General features: G+C 46.5%; 2 protein-coding genes. Both read right to left on the bottom strand.

The features are described 5' to 3' along the window. Positions 1–83: 83 nt before the first annotated feature. Positions 84–4,808: a non-ribosomal peptide synthetase gene (locus FB479_RS04120; protein WP_142062613.1), complete on the bottom strand. Its 4,725-nt coding sequence runs from the start codon at positions 4,806–4,808 to the stop codon at positions 84–86. Between the two features lie 16 nt (positions 4,809–4,824). Continuing rightward, positions 4,825–20,385, bottom strand: coding sequence for a hybrid non-ribosomal peptide synthetase/type I polyketide synthase (locus FB479_RS04115; RefSeq protein ID WP_142062610.1), 15,561 nt, complete (start codon positions 20,383–20,385; stop codon positions 4,825–4,827). Positions 20,386–21,151 lie beyond the last annotated feature (766 nt).

Below are 21,151 nucleotides of genomic sequence, written 5' to 3'. Positions count from 1 at the left end.
GATCCCGCTACACCCCACGGACAATAAACTCGGAATAGAGCGGAATCCATCTGCCGATTTCCAATACGATGCCTAGACGACTCTTAGCGTATGACTAGAGGCATTCCTATCAATTTTTTCGCTTCCTCCTCCAAGATCACTCGAAGCTTCCTTTCATCCTCTCGATATGGCAAAGCCATAAAAATAGTCATTTTACCATTGGTTGTATAAGAAGCCTCAAAGAGAATACGCTTCTTTCCTTTGATAAACAGGTGATCGTATTCACTTGGTTGACTCTTGTTTTGCTCACCCAAAAAGTTGCAAATAATAGGTGTCATCTGCAAGGATTGGATGAGTGAGTGGTGGGAAAGAGGATAGTTTTCCGTTACGTCAGAATTTTGCACGAGATTGGTGAAATGGATGTTCCTCTCCTTTGCGAGATCCAACCGAACTTTCACATACGTTTCCAACTCATCGAGACTCCACGCCCGATCAATATGAAGCGGAATATGATCGATACACTCGCCAAGCACATCGAAGAAATGATTCCCCATAAAGGATCTGCCAAAGTTCATGAGGAAGATGGGTGCTTTTTGAACTCCATAGCTCCTTTCGCAAAATCTGGCTAAAAGAGCAATCGGAATCCGCGCATTTTCTATCTCCTGCGTGTTGTCCATATCTAGTTCGCAGGTAACAATCGTGTAACCGTCCAAAATGGATGAAGAGGGAAGTTGTCTTTCTATGGACAAAAGACTATTCTCAAATCCTTGAAGATCAAATTCCTCCATAAGCTGCTGATCTTCGATTCCAACTGGACCCTTGGTAATTTGCTGAACGAAATCCCAATACGTATTCCGATCATTTTCCGAGAGGTCTGTGCCATTTTCCAACGCTTCGTAATACAGGTTCATGTCGTTTTGCAGAACTTCACTGCTGATCAAATCAAAAATGAGATGCGATGCCGGGAATATGAACGAGTACTCTTTCTCGCTCTCTTTCAGCAAGATCACTTTGTATGACAGAGAACCGAGCGAATCATGCTGCTTGTAAAAATATTCGCTCAGTAAGAGATGGCGCACCTCTTCTTTTCTGTCATCCGAATCGCTCGATACATCAACAACAGGGAGCGTAATCTCACTAGGGCAAGGATATTCTTTCCAATATGGCTCTTCTTCCTCAAAAGCCAACGTGCATCGCAGTAAATGATGACGCTCCAGGATGGCAAGAAAGGCCTTTTCCAGCGTCTTAGGATCGATCATCCGCTCAAAGCGAATCACTGTTCCAGAAATGTCTTTTTCCTGTACATGATAGCGCTGTGAAGGTGACAGCGGCTGTCTAATAAAAGTCTGCTGATTGATGATTGCCTCCGAATAACGCAGGAGCTTCTGATCAAGGTCTTTGACGAGCCGTTCCTGCCATGGCAAGGATTCCTTCTCATCAAGCGTAGCCTCTGAGAAATGAATCTTCTCTTTTTCCCATGCTTTTTGCGAGAGATCCAGATATTGAATGGCGTGCGGCTGAATCGCAGGATCACAAGACCTACGCAATAAGGACAGTATTTCTTGGTGTTTGTCCTGTGCATTTTCCTCCACGTACAGAACAGCCCGTTGTTTGTTGCCGAAGGGCACCTCTACATAGTTGCTTCGCACTTGAAAATGAGCGTAGATCAAGGTTTCGAGATCTTTTTTATCTTGTGCTTTTGTGGTGCGAATCCGGTTTACGGTATCTAAATATCCTGCTAACGCTCTGACTGTGTCATATTGGTAGATCGTTTGAATCTTCACTTCTATTCCTTCCTTATGAAGTCGCGCTACCAGTTGGATTGCTTTGATAGAATGCCCGCCCAGATCATAAAAATGGTCATCCACACTGATTTCCTGTAGGTCGAGCACTTCTTTCCAGATTTCCGCCAGCCTTATCTCCTGCTCTGTAACAGGGGGATTCAGTTGCTTACTCGCCTCCCGGATCATGGCCGGCTCAGGTAATGCTTTCCGATCTATCTTTCCATTCGGTGTTACAGGCATTCTCTCAAGGACGTGGATATACGTTGGTACCATATAGGCTGGAAGAGTGGCCAAAAGCTCCTGACGCAAATCTCTGTTCCAATCAGGCTGCTCCCAGACCAGATAAGCGATCAGGCTGGCATCTCCTCCCTGCTCTTTTTTGGCCAACACGACCGCTTCCTTCACTCCTGCCTGGGATAGGATTACGTTTTCAACCTCATCAAGCTCGATACGAAAACCACGTATCTTGACCTGATTGTCCATTCGCCCCAAATATTCCAGACTTCCATCCGCAAGCCATTTCACCATATCTCCCGTCTTGTAGAGCCTCGAGCCGGGAATAAACGGATCTGCCACAAATTTCTCGTTCGTCAATTCCTCACGATTGATGTAGCCATCTGCGACGCTAATGCCAGCTATTGCCAGCTCACCAGGGATTCCCTGGGGCTGCAAATGACCATGCGCATCCAGCACGTATACTTTTGTGTTGGCTATAGGCTTTCCGATTGGCACTTGCTGCGGCAGCCCCTCTTGCCCTTCATACGTCCAAGTCGTTGCACAAATCGTTGTTTCGGTTGGACCGTATGCGTTGATGTATCGGCAATGCGCACTCCATTTATGGACGAGCTCCCAGTTTGCTGCGGAACCTGCGGTGATTAACGTTTTCAATTTCGGAAAATTTTCCGGCTCCAAATACGTTACAAAGGTAGGCGGAAGCGTCGCAACTGTTACTTCATGCCGTAGCAGATACTCACTGAAAGCCTGCGGATCGAGTACGACATCCTTTGAAACAATGACCAATCTCGCCCCAGTCAATACCCCCATCGTAAACTCCCAGACAGAGGCATCGAAGGAGATGCTGGCAAACTGCAACACCTTGTCATTTTTGGTGATACCGAGATCGTTGATGAAAAACTGCTGGAGGTTGGCGATTCCGACGTGGTGCAGCCTTACCCCCTTTGGCTTCCCCGTTGACCCGGATGTATAAATGACGTAGGCCAGGTCACTGGAACGGTGAAGGGTCTGTACATCAGATGTAACGCCTTTGTATAGGCTCCTATCCTCAAGATTGATCAACGTTGATGTAGGGAGAATACGCTCTGCATACGCTACAGTCGGATCATGGATCAAAACAATGCTGGTCCCGCTATCTTCGATCATATAGCTGATCCGTTCACTCGGATGGTCGGTGCTAATGGGGAGAAAAGCCCCACCCGCTTTTAAAACGGCCAAGATGGCGAGGCTGTAAGCAGCAGACCGCTCCACCATCACACCAACAATGATGCCTGGTTTTACCCCTTTCTCACGCAGCACGTGGGCCAGTGCATCGGATTTGTCATCTAATTCCTGATACGTGTAGGTGCCTTCCTGATCGACCACGGCAATGTGATGCGGTCCCTTTTTGACCTGTTCCTTAAATAGCTGGTCAATGGTTCGGGTTTGATCAACCAGCATATCCGTATCATTCCATTGTTGCAGAATGAGAGCCTGCTCCTCGTCCGTGACCATTTGCATTTTTGCAATCGGCTGGTCGGGATTGCGGATGACACTTTGAATCAACTGATTCAAATGCGCTTGCACTTTTTGCAGGTAGGCATCGCTGTAGGCAAGTGCATTATAGATAAAGTGAACTTCTAATTCCTTTCCGGGAATAATGCACAAGTTGAAGTCGTAGCTGGTTTGCTCATATCCTTGGACATCCGTAATTCCGAATAAACCGCCTTTTCCATCTTCGTCGGATGCCTCCTCCGTCAATGGATAGTTTTCAAAGACCATGAGATGCTGTATTAGGTTTTGTTTTAATGCGGTCTCGGACTGAATATCCGCCAGTGACAAGTATTGATAGCTGCTTGTGGCTGTAAAGAACTGTTGCACCTGCCCGAGTAACTCCGAAAAAGTCTGTTTGCCTTCACTGCGAATTCGCATAGGGATCGTATTGACAAACAATCCAACCATTTCTTCCACGCCAACGAGCTCAAAGGGACGTCCCGAAACGACCGAGCCGAAGACAACATCATTGGCATAATTGTATCGTTGCAGCAACAATCCCCAGAGGGAATGAAAGACGATGCTCAGTGTCACATCATTTGATCTCGCTATCTGCTCCAATCGGGCAGTCGTTTCCCGATCAATGCGAAACACGATTGATTCTCGTTGGTATCCCTTACCGGTTGAAATATATTCAACCGGTAAAGGAGATTGCTGATCAAATCCATCCAAACTATCTCGCCAGAATGAGAGACCCTCTTGTTTGTTTTGCTTGCCAAGCCAGGTGACATAGCTACTGAAGGAATATGGCGGAGCCAGCTCAGCCTTCTTATTTTGAAGATAAGAGCGATAAATATGGAAAAAGTCTTTTGCGACAATCCCCAAGCACCAGCCATCCATAATAATATGGTGGAAGCTCCACACCATCTTGTATTTCGATTCACTCAACTTCATAACGGTCATCCGAAACAACAGATCTTTCTCCAGATCAAATCTCTTGCTCCGATCTCTTACAAGAAACTGCTCCACAAATGCTTCTTGTTCATCCTCTGTCAGGTCAGAGATGTCCTCGATCTGAATAGCTGCTTCTCTTTGCTTCAACACGATTTGCAGAGGCTTTTTACTTTCTTTGTAGTGGAAGACTGTTCGCAGGATATCGAATCTCTCGACGAGATCGCGAAAGCTCTGATCAAGGAGATCAAGCCGCAACGACTCCTCCATCGTAATCACCGTTTGTTCGAAGTGAACCTCTGATTCAGGATGAAGAATAAAGTGATACAGCATGCCTTCTTGCATAGGTGTCAATCGGTATATATTTTTTATTTGAACACCATTCATACCTCATCACCATCTATCATTGAATTTTTTCACCCAGCAGTTGGGAAAGATGATCTAATTCCTCAATGGACAGCTCATCGTATGTGAAATCTGTTGGGCTTTGCTCGACTGACTCTTTCGATAAGCAGTGCGTAATGATTTCTACGATCTTTTCTCGGTAGGCATCCACGAGGCGCTGAATGGTTCCTTCTTCAAACTCTTCACGATGGTACGTAAAAGTAAGGGTCAGCTTGCGATTCATCACCATTCCATTCACATCAAGCGCAAAGGATCGAATGGCGGTCGGACTGATTTCTCGGCCCGGCGAAAGGGAGGAAGTCGTCAAGCTTCCTGATTCCAAGTCTGTATCGAACTGTCCCAAATAGTTAAAACTGATCTCGGGCTTTACCTGGAACGTTAACGGAACATCGGTTTGTTTCACAGACAGATACTGTAAAATGCTGTACCCAATGCCTTTGTTCGGCACACGTCGCAAGCTGTCTTTCACCATTTTGATCTGGTAGCCAAGAGATTCCGATCGGCTCATATCCAGTACGAATGGATACTGGGCTGTAAACCATCCGACGGTGCGTGAAATATCGATGCCCGTCACGATCTCTTCCCTGCCATGTCCCTCCAGATTGACGAGCACATGCTCTATCCCCGCCCACTCTTTTACCGCCAAGCCCAACGCCGCAAGCAACAAATCATTCACTTCGGTGTTATAAGCCTGATGGCTCTGCTTCAGCAGCTTTTCTGTGTAGGCTTCATCAAGCTCGATGGTGACATCTGTTGTCTCTTGCATAAGCGGTGCCCCAATCGTTTCCGCCTTTGCCAGTGGAGAGAATGGCATTTCCTCTACCTGCTTCCAATATTCGATTTCCTGTTGAATCTCGCTTCCCTGCGCATATTTTTGCAATTCTTCAGACCATGTTTGATAGGAATCGGTTTTCATAGGCAAAACAGGCTCTTCTTTCTGCAGCAAGGAGTCATACACCGCATGGAAATCTTCTAGAAGAATCCGCCATGAGACCCCATCGACAACGAGATGATGAATCACGATTAACAAGTGATCTCCATCTTCTGTTCGGAAAAGACCAAGATTTACCAACGCAGTATCCGTCAAATGAATCCCTTCCTGTATGAGCTGCGCAGCTTGTTCCATCTCCTCTACGTTTTGAGCCGAGAACTCCCTGATCATCATGGGAACCAGGCACTCGTCCAGTTTCCGATGTTCCTGGACAATGTGTGACTCATTCAATTGGAATTTCATTCGCAAAGCATCATGATGCTCAATCAGCTTCGTAAATGCTTGTTGAACCAGCTCTGGATCAAAGCCAGCTTCACTGAACAACATGACAGATTGATTATAATGATGCGGGTTCTGGTGGTTTTGTTCAAAGAAGTTCATCTGGATCGGTGTCAACGCTACTGCTCCCATTACTTGCCCCTGATCAATCTGTCTGGTCAGCGTCTGGAGATACCTTGCTGCACTGCGAATGCGCGGGTTTTGGAACAAGTCTCTCAATCGGAGCTCATACCCATGACTCCTCAATCTCGCTATCATCTGAAGGGCTTTAATGGAGTCTCCCCCAAGCTCAAAGAAGTTGTGGGTCACACTTACTTGCGTCAGCCCCAGCACATCCTTCCAGATGGTGACCATGATTTGTTCCTGTTCATCGGACGGCTCGACGATGTGTTCCTCCACCAAGAGAGAGCGATCAGGAAGAGGGAGTTTTTTCCGATCCACTTTTCCGACAGCGGTAATCGGCATAGCGTCTAGTCGAACGAAGAAAGAAGGAATCATGTAATCTGGCAAATCTTTAGCGAGCAGGTCTCTCCACTCGTCAGCTGCAAGCTCATGCTCTGTCACAATATACGCGCATAAGTATTTGCTTCCATTTTCTTCTTCTCTGGCGATAACGATTGCTTCTTTTACCTGTTCCAGCGAAAGCAGCTTGCTTTCAATTTCCCCTGGCTCAATTCGATATCCCCTGATTTTGATCTGGAAATCCTTTCTGCCCAGGAAGTGGATGTTTCCATCCGGTAAATAGACAGCCAGATCTCCTGTCTTATACATTTTTTCATAGCCGGGTTCCGCGTATGGGTTATCGACAAAGCTCTGTCTCGTTAGCTGCTCGTTATGCAAATAACCTAATCCAAGCGGCATGCCTGAGATGTAGATTTCTCCAGGAACACCTATTGGCACTCGTTTTCCGTACGCATCGAGTAGAAGGATTTTCGTGTTGAATATCGGTTTTCCAATCGGGATGCGATCTTCTTCTCCCGTAATTTGATAGGCAATGCATCCGATACTTGCTTCTGTCGGGCCATACAAATTCGTCGGAGATACATACTGGAATATTTTCAGGAATTTGGAAACCGCAGACGGAACAATTTCCTCGCCGCCGATAATGATCTTTCTGAGCGATTGTAATTTGCCCTGCAGTTCGAGATTTTCAGCCAACTGATTCACGATCACATTAAAAACAGATGGGACGAAATCAGTTAAGGTAATTTGCTCTTCTTCAATGATTCCAGCCATGTAATCAGCCGAGACAGTCATCCCTGTAGTAGGCAAAACGGTTTTTCCGCCATTGGTCAGCGGCCAGAAGAATTGCCAAATGGCACTGTCATATACATGGTTGGTGGTTTGAAGGACAGATTGCGCTGCGTCTTGTCCAAAATAATCATCCATCCAGTTAAAGCGGTTGACGATCCCTCTATGCGGTACGACGACTCCTTTTGGTTTGCCTGTTGAGCCAGAAGTAAAAATGACATAGATGGGGTCTTCCAGCGAAACGGACAGGTTTGGATTTTCCGCTTCCGGTGTCAGGCGCCCCTGATCAATCACGACCAATTTCGCTCCCAAATCCGTTTCCGTAAAGGCATGTCCAGATTCTACGAATACGAACTCGCTACCCAGCTCAGCAATAACAGACTGGAGTCGATCGACAGGCCACTGAATGTCCAGTGGTGAAAACGCTGCTCCCGTCTTCATTACACCCAATAGCGATATGACCAATTCCAGACTTCTTTCCATAAGCACTGGTACATACTTGCCTTTTCCTATACCGCGTTTCAGCAGATCAGAAGCGACTGCGTTGGCTTTCTCGTTCAATTGTTGGTAAGTGATTGTCGAGCCTTGATAGGAAACGGCAATTCGATTCGGGTAAAGTCTGGCTGATTCCTCGATGGCAACATGGATCGGTTGCAACACAGGATACTCTCGCTGGGTATCATTACTGAGCTTGTCCAATAACTGCACTTCTTCCGGAGACATGAGGTCAATCTCGCCCACAAGAATATCCATGTTCGCAGCTACCTGCTGCAGTACGTTGGTAAAATGGTTGATAAAACGATCCATCGTTTCATGCTTAAATAGACTGGTGCTATATTCGCACTCCACAAAAAAGCTTTCATTTCTCGTCTCGACATTCATGACGATGTCTAACTTGGATATTTTCGTTTGGAACGGATAAAGCCTGACCTCTACCCTGTTCCAGTCAAAGGCCGTATCTGCCACATTGTCATAGGAGAACATGGTGTCAAACAACGGATTCCTGCTTGGGTCACGTCTAACTTGAAGCTTTTCTATCAGGTCTTCCAATGGATAATCCTGATGTTCAAACGCCAGTAGTGACTTCTCACTTAGCTCTTGGACAAATTCGCGGAACGTTTTGGTGCCTGCTGGATAATTTCGCAGAGCAAGTGTATTCACAAACATTCCCACCACATTTTGAACATCGGTGTGGTTTCGTCCTGCCACTGGGGTCCCTACGACAATGTCCTCTTGCCCGGTATATTTGGACAACAAAACGTTGTACGCCGCCAATAGAATCGAAAAGACCGTCACGTTTGCTTCCTTCGCCAAGTCGTGCAATCTGCGGGATACATCCGCCTCAATCTCGCTTTCGACCGTACTCCCTTCAAAGCTTTGGAACTGCGGTCGCTGATAGTCCGAAGGCAGATTCATGACAGGTAGTTCCCCGCTGAATTCATCTATCCAGAACTTCTCCTGCCTATGCGACTGCCCCGTCGTCTTGATCTGTTTCAACCAAGCCGAATAATCCTTGTACTGAACGGTGAGTGGTTCCGGGTTTTGCCCGTTATACAGCTGATTTAACTCATCAATCACAATGCTCACCGATGTTCCATCTGCAATGATGTGGTGCATGTCAATCAGGAGTAAATGCTTGTCCTCCACGAGTTTTACCAGCTTGACGCGCAATAATGGTGCCTGACTCAGTTCGAATGGCTGAATGAACGTTCGAATGAGATTCTCTATACTTTCAGGACTGTCCTCTGCGTGAGCATGATCGATGGCAAAACGGACAGAGTCATGGACAAATTGTTTCGGCTCGCCATTTACGTAGTCGAAGGACGTACGGAACGCCTCATGTCTTTGGATTAAAGACTGGAATGCGTTTTCCAATGCCGCAGAATCCAGCTGCCCGGAAAGAACCAGAGCGCCTGCCATGTTATAGGCCACACTCGTTTCATCGAGTGATTGAACGGTGAAAATCCGTTTTTGTGAAGGAGAGAGCTCATAATGCTTTTGTTTTCCAACCGCCAAAATCAACGGCATTTCTGCTTGAGTCGCTTCAGAAAGGACGTGGGCAAAACTCCTGACGGTAGGATTTTGGAACACGGCTCGCAGCGGAATTTCTACCTGCCACTCCTTGTTCACTTTGGCAAGAAGAATAGCAGCATGCAGAGAATGTCCACCGATTTCAAAGAAACGATCCAAAACGCCGACTCGTTCGATCCCCAAGACCTCTTGCCATATTCCTGCAAGTTTCCTTTCATTTTCTGTCGCAGGCGCTACGTATTCCTCGGATATCAGCTTAGACAGATCGGGCTGCGGCAAAGCATTACGATCGATTTTGCCATTTGGCGTCACAGGCAACTCTGCCAATTGGATGATAAAGGTTGGTACCATGAACTCAGGCAGGGAATCGGCTAAAAACCCTTTGATTTCGGATGGACTTACTCCCTCATCCGTCGTGTAATACGCGCACAATACAACGGATTCATCTCCCTTTGACTTCGGAAGCACAATGGCATTGCGAACCTTTTCATGCCGTAACAGTTGATTTTCTACTTCGCCCAGCTCCACACGGTATCCACGAATCTTCAATTGGTAGTCCGAACGACCAACAAACTCCATATTTCCATCTGCCATCCAGCGAACAATATCGCCAGTCTTATACATGGTCTCACCAGGACGGAAAGGATTTTGGATGAAGCGCTCACGGGTTAATTCCTCTCGGTTCAGATAACCCCGCGCAACACCTGCTCCCCCGATATATAGTTCACCGTACACGCCCACCGGCTGTGGCCGCAATTGGGAATCCAACACATAAAATTCTGTGTTTTGCAGCGGTTTTCCGATCGGAACATTTCCGGTTGTCATTTCGGTATCGCCAGCCATTTCGAAGTAGCTCGAATCAATAGCAGCCTCCGTGACCCCATAGCTATTGATGATTTTGATCTGCCCGAAACGCTCGACCAAGCGGACAAACGCTTCGCTTTGGCAAGTATCTGAACCAAGAATCAGCAGTTTCAGATGATCGAGCGGCAATCCATTTTGGTAAACGTACTCCATAAAAGGAAGAACAAGTGCTGGTGTCGATTCAAATAAGGAAATTTCGTACCGGGTCAACCACTGATAAAGGGCCGGAAGATCAATCCTTACATCACTCGGGCAAATCACCAAATGTCCACCATGCAGCAAGGCCCTGCACAAATCCCCTGCAAATACGTCAAAAGAGAAACTCGCCATCTGCAAGAGATTCACATTCATCTGTTCAAGTTCGTACTCATACCGCCATGTATTGGCTACACTCACCAGATTGCGATGCTCGATCATGACCCCTTTGGGTTTGCCAGTAGTGCCGGATGTATAAATGATATACGCGAGATCACTCGGTCCGGAGATGGCGTCGAGATTGGACGAATCCTCTATGTAACTTGCCTCTGCGTCCAGATCGATAATGGCGCCGCTGAAATCTACTCCACTCTGTCCATTTTGATTGACCAGCATGACCTTTGCCTGACTGTCTTCCAGCATGAACGAAATACGGTCCTTCGGATACTGAGGATCAATCGGAACATAGGCTCCACCCGCCTTCATGACAGCCAGAACAGCGACAACCATGTTAATCGATCGTTCGGCCAAAATCGCAACGGAGCTGTTTGGCTTTACACCCTGATCACGCAGAGTCCGGGCCAGACGGTTTGCTTTTGCATTGAGTTCCTGATAGCTGATCTGCTCTTCCCCGTAAGAGACAGCGACTTGCTCTGCATGGCGTTTTGCTTCTGCCTCAAACCATTCATAGAATGTTGGGTAGAGAGGAGCTGGTATTTGCTTCCTCACATGATTAAAGTCGGCGACAACCTGCTTGACATCTTCGCTGGACAAGTACTCCAAATCAGCTAGACAACTCTCGTTAGATTGCAGAATGGAGTGAAGAATCATGGCAAAGTGATTGGCCATTCGCTCAACCGTATCGCGTTTAAACAGATGCGTGCTGTAATCAAATTGACAAGTGAGCGTTGTCCCGTCATCATGCACATCAAGACTGAGATCAAAGAGGGACACGCCCTTTGGATATTCATACGTCGTGACTTTGAAATCATCTGAGGCCACATCGTCAAAGGATTCATAATGGTAATCAAACATGGTATCAAATAGAGGATTCCGGCTCAAATCTTTGTTAAGTTGAAGAGAATCAACCAGTTTTTCAAACGGGTACTCCTGATTTTCAAATGCAAGGATGGCTTGATTTTTCACTTCTTGCAGGAAGTCCGTAAAGGTCTTGCTTCCTGTTGGATAGTTGCGAATCGCCAACGTATTTACAAACATGCCAATCATTCGTTCCAAATCAGGGTGTTGTCTTCCCGCCACAGCAGAACCGACAATCAGCTCCTCCTGCCCCGTGTATCGATAAAGCAATACATTGTAAGCAGCAAGCAATACCATGTACAAGGTCGTGTCAGTTTCCCTAGCCAATTGGAGTAACTGCTTCCTGACTTCCTCACCGATTCCCATTGTCAAGCGGTCACCTTCAAAGGTTTGAACCGGCGGTCTTTGGTAATCAACGGGAAACTTCAATACAGGGAGCTCTCCTTGGCCAAATTGCTTCAGCCAGTACTCTTTTTGAGCCAAAAGCTGTTCTGACTGCTCTCTCTCTTGCTCCCATGCCACAAAATCTTTATACGTCACGCTGAGCTCCGGCAGTGATTCTCCTCTATACGTATGGAGCAGCTCACGGATAAACAGAGAGACAGAATAGCCGTCCGAAATAATGTGGTGCATGTCCACAGCCACTATGAAGCGCTTGGCTGACACTTGGAAGATTTTCGCCCGAATAAGCGGTGCTTTGCTAAGATCAAAAGGCTGGATAAAGTTGCGAATTGCCTCATTTACATCCTCTTCGTCCAGTTGTTCAACCTCAATATCCAATGGCAAATCGTCATGTAAAACTTGCACGACCTCATTATCTCTGATGACAAAGTTGGTCCGGAAAGAATCATGTCTTTGTACAACCTGTTGCAAAGAGTGAATCAGACGATCAAGTTCCAGTTCCCCATCCAATTGTATGTAACCCGACAGGTTATAGGCGGTTCCTCCATCCAGACCTTGGAGGATATACATCCTTTTCTGTGCGGAAGAAGCCTTATAGTATGGCTGCAACTCGCATGAGCGAATGGGAGTAAAAGCTTGCTGCTTTGACGAGTCTACATATTTGGCTAATTCACGTATCGTCTGCGATTGAAAAATTTGATGCAAAGGAATTTGCACGTGGCATTCCTTGTAGATTCTACTGAGCATGACAGTCGCTTGTAAGGAGTTCCCGCCTTGTTCAAAAAAATTATCATCCAGATACATCGGGGAGCTTCCCAAGATTTCCTGCCAAATGACTCTGATGGTCTCTTCGGTCGCCGTTCCAGCCGACTCTGCTTCTCTGCCGCTCGTGCTTCTTTGCCCTGCAAGCCGATCGGATGAATGGATCATTTGGATTTCTCCATTTCCTAGCAGAACAGCAGATTTCGTAGTTCGCAGCCAATGAGACGGGTCTGCATGCTCGAATCCCCCATTAGCCAGATACACCTGTCCAACCGCACCCACAGGAGCCAATTGCTCATACTGATCCAGGACATAGAGGGAAGCTCGTCCTACCTGATCATCTGGCATATCCTGCAAAAGCTCTGTCCATTCTCCTGCATATTTGCCCAGGTTGCCACTGAAATCGCGTTTCATTTTTTCCATCTCGTCGGGCAGCAAAAGCGATAGTGCACGAATTTTTTCCTGGTCGTCTTCTGAAATACGATGCAAAAGATTGGCAAAGTAGACTCCCCACTGGCGAAGAATCTCCGTGGTTACTACCCCGCTTCGTGCATCCACATCAACAACAAGCTCTCCGCCCACTTCTGTCACGTTTACAAACAGATCGTACTTGCTGTAAATGATCCGATTGGGCAACAGCGTAGCCTTCATTTGAGCAAAAGTCAGGTTGTGAAGCGGTCGATCCATATTGAACAACACAGAAAGCTCCGGCAAGTTCTGATGCGGCAAATTCTCCGCTAATGCGGCAAAGGAGTAGGCTTGATGCTTTTCCATCTCCGCAACCGCCTGTTTCACTCGGGACAAATAATCAGCAGCCGTATCATTGCCGTCAATCTCCGTGCAAATCGGCAACAGATTAACGCAGTTTCCGATCAAGGACATTTTGCCGATATGGGATTGACCCGCAGTTGGGATCGCAACCACCATTTTTCTATTTCCGAGAATACGATGAAGGAACAGGTTAAAAGAAGCCAGTAAGGTAATAAACAGACTGTTCTTGTTTTGAATGCTTCTTTTTCTTGCCTTCCTTGTGATGCTGCTGTCGATCTTGAAAGTAATTCGCTCACCTGTAAAAGATGGTTTTCCCGTTTCTCTTTGCTCCAAAGGAAAAACGAGCTTTGGGATTGGATCTGCGAATTTTTCGTTCCAGTACGCGAGCGCTTCTTGAAATGCTGGTTTCTGCATCTGATCTTCTTGCCAGTTGCGATAAGCAGAAAACGGTGTGGAAGGCTCGAGCGTTATTGGGCGTTTCTGTATAAGGGCCGAGTAGATATCATCCAGCTCTTTTATAAAAACAGCCATCGACCACCCATCTGCAATCATGTGATGGAAGGTGTAGGAGGTTAGGAATTTGGCGGTAGCCAGCTTGATGACACTTACCCGATATAGAGGGTCCTCAGAAGACAGTTCAAATGGCGTACCTGTTTGTTCCTCCAAAAGCTGCTTCTTTTTTTCTTCCTGTTCCTCGGATGAAAGGTGGCTTACATCCACGAATCGAACACGTATGTCCCTCTTGGGCAGTATCACCTGATACTCTCCGTTGGAATCAATGATGGTTCGCAACGCTTCATGGCGATCCACCATAGCTTGAACAGCCTGCTCAAACACAGGGATATCAAGCTCACCCTCGACCTGAATTGAGGCTGTCTCGTTAAAAGCTGCGGATGCTTCCACGCGATATTTGACCGCAAACCACATTTGTTTCTGTTCTGGGCTAAGAGGCAGCCTCAGTTGTTCCCCCACACTTTCCACAAGCGTTGCCTCTGGCTTTTGCCCGTCGCGTCTCGTAAAGTTAGTCATTTCGACGACTTGATTTTGTTTGCGTCCTCCATTCGGAGAAGTTGGGGGTGGCTCCGGCAAAAAGCCTCCTCGACGCAGATCCTCAATACTTTCCTTCACCGCTTGGATCAGTCTTTCGATATCCTCATCGGAATGAGCAGTGGAAAGGAAGCAATTTCTGCCCTCCCATATATAAATGCCCTTGCTAATCAGGTGATAGAAGAACAATTCTATATCAGTAAACGATACGAAGCGGAACAAGGAACCGCAATGAATCATCTGGATTGGAATCTGCTCGTTCTTAAAATACGCGTTAAGCGTTTCTACCAAGTAGAGGGTCTTTTGAGTCAACGCTTCCTGAAGCTTCGGCCCCTGTTCCTTCAAATATTCCAGCGTAGCGACCGCAGCATGCATCGTCAGTGGATGCGTGCAAAACGTTCCGCCCACAAACGTCTTTTTCTCGGCATTTACCGGGTAAGAATGATCTCCAAAATTCCAGGTTCCCCCATCTACTGCATCCATGAACGCAGCTTTCCCGGCTACAACACCGATCGGCATGCCGCCACCCGGAACTTTCCCATACGTAACGAGGTCAGCTTCTATTCCATACCACGCCTGTGCGCCACCAAGATGTATACGGAAACCCGTAATGATCTCGTCAAAAATAAGGGCAGTGCCCGATTTCCTTGTAATCTCTCTGACTTCCTTCAAGAATTCCACCGGCTGCAAATCTGGACGGCGGCTTTGAACAGGCTCGACTAATACTGCTGCCAGTTCATGTGCATGTTTTTTGATCAGCTCGATTGATTTTGGATGGTTGTAGTTTAAGACCAGGACGTCATCCACGGTATGCTGAGTAATACCTGGTGCCATCGGTATGGCCTTCCCGTCCTGGGACTCAGGATCAGCCACAGTCAGAATGCCGTCAAATGTACCGTGATAGGAGCCGGAGAATAATGCGATTTTCGAACGGCCTGTAACAGCTCTGGCCAGGCGCAGTGCCACCATTACAGCCTCTGTCCCCGAATTGTAGAAGGCGACACGTTCCACTCCGGTTAGCTCGCTGATTAATTCCGCTACTCTTCCAGCTACATCCGACATAGGACCCAGCGGAGGTAAATCAGATTGAATCTGCTCCTCCAGCTTCTTCATGATAAATGCGGGATTATGACCGAGCAGGTTTACACCGAAGCCCATCGTTAGATCGACATATTCATTCCCATCCAGATCCCACATTTTGGAACCAGCCGATGCCTGTGTAATGATCGGATAGACCATTTCCTTCCAATAGGAACGGAATCCAGACACATTGCGATTGTTGGCATGAACAAATCGGTGCTCTTGCGTATACTTCTTGGATTGCTTTGTCTTTTCCGTATAGCTTTGAATGAATGCATTCAGATACTCTCTTTGTGTCGGTGTAAAATTGCCTCGTTCACCGATCATCAGTGGCTGGTACGGTATAAATGGCTTTTGGCGTTCCTCTTCATTCGCCTTGACTGGTGGTTTTGCCTCAGTTTTTTTGATCTCAGGAGCAACAGTCACAGATTCCACGTGTTGTTTTGGTACAAAGCTTTGTTCTTGGTTCAATAGCTCCAACTGCTTTTGTAACAGCGTAGCCATTTGGTTTTGGTGTTCAGATAAGAGCGAAATCTGCTTTTCGATAATGGTTTCAACCGCCCCTGCGCTGCTCGAGACTGGCATTTTCATGGTTTGTTCGCTCGGCTCTGATTGTTGAATTTTTTGAACGTCATTCTGTTCCACAACTACGTTTGCTGTCGGTTGCTCGATTTCCATCCATTCCATTTGTTTGGCAGAAGCCACAGCCGGGCTACTGGATAGTTCCAGAGCGATGTGCGCTGCTAGCTTATCAACACTGGTAATGGTTTCAAACAACTCTTGGGCCGGAATGACCACTCCAAACTTTTCCTGAATTTCACGATTGATTTGTACGAGCATAATAGAATCCAAGCCTAGCTCCAGAAAATGAAGGGATGGATCAATTTCTTCTACAGCAAAACCTGAAGCATGATGAACCAACTCTTTCAGAACTTTTGCGATTGGCGCAGTTCCTATCTCTGACACAGTAGCACCTCTATTTCCGCTAAGAGTATTCGTCTGTTCTGGAATGATGCTGATCACATCATCTGTAATCCAAGAACGATACTGATCGAAAGGATAGACCGGCAGTGGCATTCTTCTTCTCTTTTTGCCATCTCGGTAGAACTCATCCCAGTCAACCATAGCTCCCTGTACATACAAATCGCATAATGTCGCTGCATACGAATACTTCATCTCTGTACTCGCCTTGTGGTACTTTTCCTGCACATCCCTAGCGGATTGACTTAATAGATGAACGGTTTCATCTGGAACGCGGTTTTTACCAGGTGAATAGACAAAAACATCTCGATCATTTTCAAGCCGGACCGCCAATCGGTCGAGCTTTTGTTCGAAATCGCTGCGGCTATGCAAAATGAGCGCAATCCGATAGGGAAGCGTTTCTCTCCCGGTATTTGCCGTAAAGCACAAATCAGACAGAGAAAGCGGTCCGCTGGAAGAAAGAAACTCCTGGTACTTTTGAATCAGACGTTGAAGGGCTGACTCGGATTTGGCCGACAAGGTAAACACTTGCACCTCGTCTGAGACTGTCATCTCTGTTTCATTAACCGGCACATACTCTTCCAAGATAACGTGGCTATTGGTCCCGCTAAACCCAAACGAGCTAACCCCACATCTTCTCGGGTGTCCATCTGTTTCCCATTTTTCCAGTCTGTTTTGCACATAGACTGGCGACTTTTCAAATACGAAATTCCGATTCGGTTTCTGAAAATGGACGAGGGCCGGCAGCTCTTTGTGCTTTAACTGCAAGACAGCCTTAATCAAGCCAGCGATTCCCGCTGCTTCATATAAATGTCCAATATTCGCTTTTACAGTGCCGATTCCACAAAACTGTTTCTTCTGTGTATATTGTCGGAATGCTCTCTGAATTCCATCCAGCTCAACGGGGTCCCCCAGCTTTGTACCCGTTCCATGCGCCTCTATATAACTAATCGTTTCAGGGTCGACTTGCGCATCCTCCCAAGCGTCTACGATCAATTCTGCCTGGGCCTGTGAATTCGGTGCGGTAATCCCGACTGTAACGCCGTCTTGATTAACAGCGCTTCCCTTAATCACGGCATAGATGTGATCCCCGTCCCCGATGGCTTTTTCCAAGGGCTTTAACAGAACACTAGCTACGCCTTCGCCCCAACCTGTTCCATCAGATTGATCGTCAAACGCTCTGGAACGGTTGTCAGAGGATTCCATTCCGATTCCAGCCTTCTGCGCCAGCAGGATGGTTTTGACTCCACCTGCCAATGCCATCTCACAATCACCGTTTTGGATAGCCTTGCACGCCATATGAACCGCAACCAAGGAAGAAGAGCAAGCTGTATCCACGGTGACAGCAGGGCCGCGCAAATCAAGCAGGTGCGAAATGCGGCTTGCAATAATGGAAGGAAGGTTGCCTACTGCATAAGAGGGCAAATCTTTGGGACTTACCACTGACAAAAGGCGTTCGTAATCGTATCCCAGCTTGGAGAAGCCGACATACACCCCTACTTTTTCCCCTGAAAGCTTGTGCCCGCCATAGCCTGCATCCTCTAGCGTATTCCAAGCATTCTGGAGGAACAGCCTTTGGTTGGGGTCCATTAGCTTCGCTTCTTTCGGGGTGATCGAGAAGAACGAATAGTCAAACTTGTCTATCTCCTCTAAATAACCACCCTCCACAAGGTTAGGATTACCCTGCTCGCCTCTTACCAGCGAAACATATTGTTCTGCGTCCTTTCGTCTCTGACCATGAAGCTCATGAATGCAATCCTTTCCTCCCCGGATGTTTTGCCAAAATTGATCCACATCCTGAGCCTGCGGGAACTTACAAGAAATCCCGATAATAGCGATATCCTTGTGTATCTGTTGGCTCGTATCAGTCTCTTTTATGCGATCAGTTGTTTGTTCGCCGTCGAAGAGACTGCAAGAAAGCTTGGAGATCGTCGGATAGGCAAACAAATCTGTTACCGCCAGCGTGATCCCCATCTCTTCTTCTATCCGCCCTGCTAACTGGGTCAACTGCATAGAGGACACGCCTACGTCAAAATAACTGTCGTTTGGTCCCAATCTGTCTGATTGAAGCACCTCGCGGCAAATGGCAAGCATTTGTTTTTCTAATTCTTCCCGCAAGTGTGGTGATTTATCGGTTCTTTCCTCTTTTTCCTGTTCGGTGATTCGGCGCTGCATTTCCTCGGAAACATCGCGAAATGCTCCAGACTGATACTCCCTAGCTACTCTATATCGTTCGACTTTTCCACTCGTTGTTTTGGGGATGCGCTGAATCGGCAAGACCTCGCTTATTCTCCATCCTGTTCGCTCGTTCAAATGCGTTTTCACTTTCTTAGACAGCGCAACGAACTCGTCTACACTTTTCCGATGAAGGATAAACACAAGAATATCCTCTTCTTTGCTTTTCTCGTTGAATACCCCGCAGGCAACGACCTTCCCAAGCTCGACTCCTTCGACTTCTTCAGCAATCCGCTCAATATCATGCGGATAAACGTTTTGACCATTCACGAAGATGATATCTTTGGCACGCCCCGTAATGACAAGATGTTTCTTTCGCATAAAACCCAGATCCCCGGTTCTGAGCCATCCATCAGCCGTCATTACATTTGCGGTGGCAGCAGGGTTGTTGTAGTATCCAGCGGTTACATTCTTCCCTCTAATCTGGATATGGCCAACCGTTTCGCTTGGCAGCTCGTGATCCTCGTCGTCACATATTCTTACCTCGCAAAAATCGATGGGGTAACCGACTTCTACTAGTGTGAGAGCCTCTGGATTTGTATGATCCGTCATCTTGATTGGCTTCCCTACCTGGATAAACCTACGATCTAGAGAAAGCGTTGTAAAACGCTGATTCTGATCAGGTATCGATACTCCCACAGAGGCTTCTGCTAATCCATAGCACGGGAGCATGCTCGTTTTCTTCAATCCATAAGGGCTCATCTGTTCCAAAAAATGATGGATTAATTCTGAAGCAATGGGTTCTGCTCCATTTAAAATCGCGCGAAGCGTAGACAAATCCCACTCTTCTGCCACTTCCGGTTTAAACCTGGACAACACATATTTATACCCAAAGTTCGGAGAAGAAGTAATCGTCGCCTTGTGCTCGCTTACTTTCTTCAGCCATAGCGTAGGACGCCTGATAAATAGTGAGGTATGAATAAAATAATGCTGAACTCCTGCATACAACGGGGATAAATGGAACGCGATCATCCCCATGTCATGAGTTAAGGGCATCCAGCTTAGAAATGAGTCAGACTCAGTCGTTCCAAGTCTGTTATTAATCGCAAGCACATTATGGACAAGGTTTTCATGGGTCAGGGTAACCCCTTTTGGATCTCCTGTAGACCCAGATGAAAATTGGATAAAGGCCACTTGATCTGCAGTAGGATAATAGATTGTGCCCTTCTCTTCCTTTTTCCCAGTCTCATCAAGCAGGAAGGACTTCGACTTCAATGATTCCATTTCCGTCAGGTAGTTGTGTTTGCTAAAGAAATCCTCCAGTCGTTTCCAGACGCTGTCCGTCGTAATGAGATACGGATTGATTAATGTCTTCCAAACCTTTAACAGCTTAAGACGATGCTCTTCGTTATCCCCTACAGAGATAGGAACAGCAATCATTCCACCGAGTAAGCATCCCCAAAAAAGGCAGACAAAAGTTCGGAGATTACTATCCTCAATTTGAAAAACGACCTCATCTCCAGGCTTGATTCCATTACTTTGAAGGACAAATAAATAGCCGAGGGCTTCTTCATACAATTCTTTATAGGAAACAAACACCTCATTCTGGTCTCCCAAAATGAAGGTAACGCCTTTATGTTCCTCGTTCTTCCACAATTCCAGCGCTTCTACTAATGTCTGAACAAAATGCAAAGCGTTGTTCCTCCCTTGTTCCGTGTTGGATAGTTTCTAGCACTTGCCTGGTGAGCATAACCACTCCAAATGCTCCCTCTTGCTCCCCACGTGCATACAAGAGAAGTGAATTTCCCCCAAACTGTGACTCGTTGTACGATCGCCTGTCTCCCGCTTTCTTTTCCGGGCAGCACAAAGGCAGGTACCCCACATAAGCAAACGGTTATTTCATTCTGAATATTAGGAACTTTTACCCGGAAAACATATCGCCACTCACCCGGAAGAAATAGCTCAGCCAATTCTTTTTCTTTCAGCACTTTGGAATGCAACGACCAGATATACACGACTTACTTTTATTCCCTTTAATTGATTTTTTTTGAAGTATGATGCAGTAAGAAACCATCGCGATCATGAGATGGGTGATTCTTTCCTTTTTTCCGGGAACGAATGTATCGATCAATGATTTTTTTAAATGGCTGGTTCTTTTGTCTTTTCTAGGAGTAGAATAAGAGCGACGATTAGAGTAACAGTCACATTTCAGCGAGTATGGCAGGGGAAATTGGTCATTAATATGCAAATATTCACGTGGGTTAATATGATGGTAAACAATAAAAATATGAGTGAGTTGGGAATATTTTACTATCCCAAATATTAGAAGACAAGCCTTTAATTATTAATTTTTGCAATTTATTTAAATAAAATTCATTACAATATTACTCTGAATTTATCTTGACGCATATCAAAAAGGCTTTCACCCACTCTTTGCAAAGTGAGGTGGAAGCCTTTC

The sequence above is a fragment of the Brevibacillus sp. AG162 genome (assembly GCF_006715575.1).
In the GTDB taxonomy this organism is placed as follows: domain Bacteria; phylum Bacillota; class Bacilli; order Brevibacillales; family Brevibacillaceae; genus Brevibacillus; species Brevibacillus brevis.
This window is presented reverse-complemented; position numbering and strand designations above follow the sequence as displayed.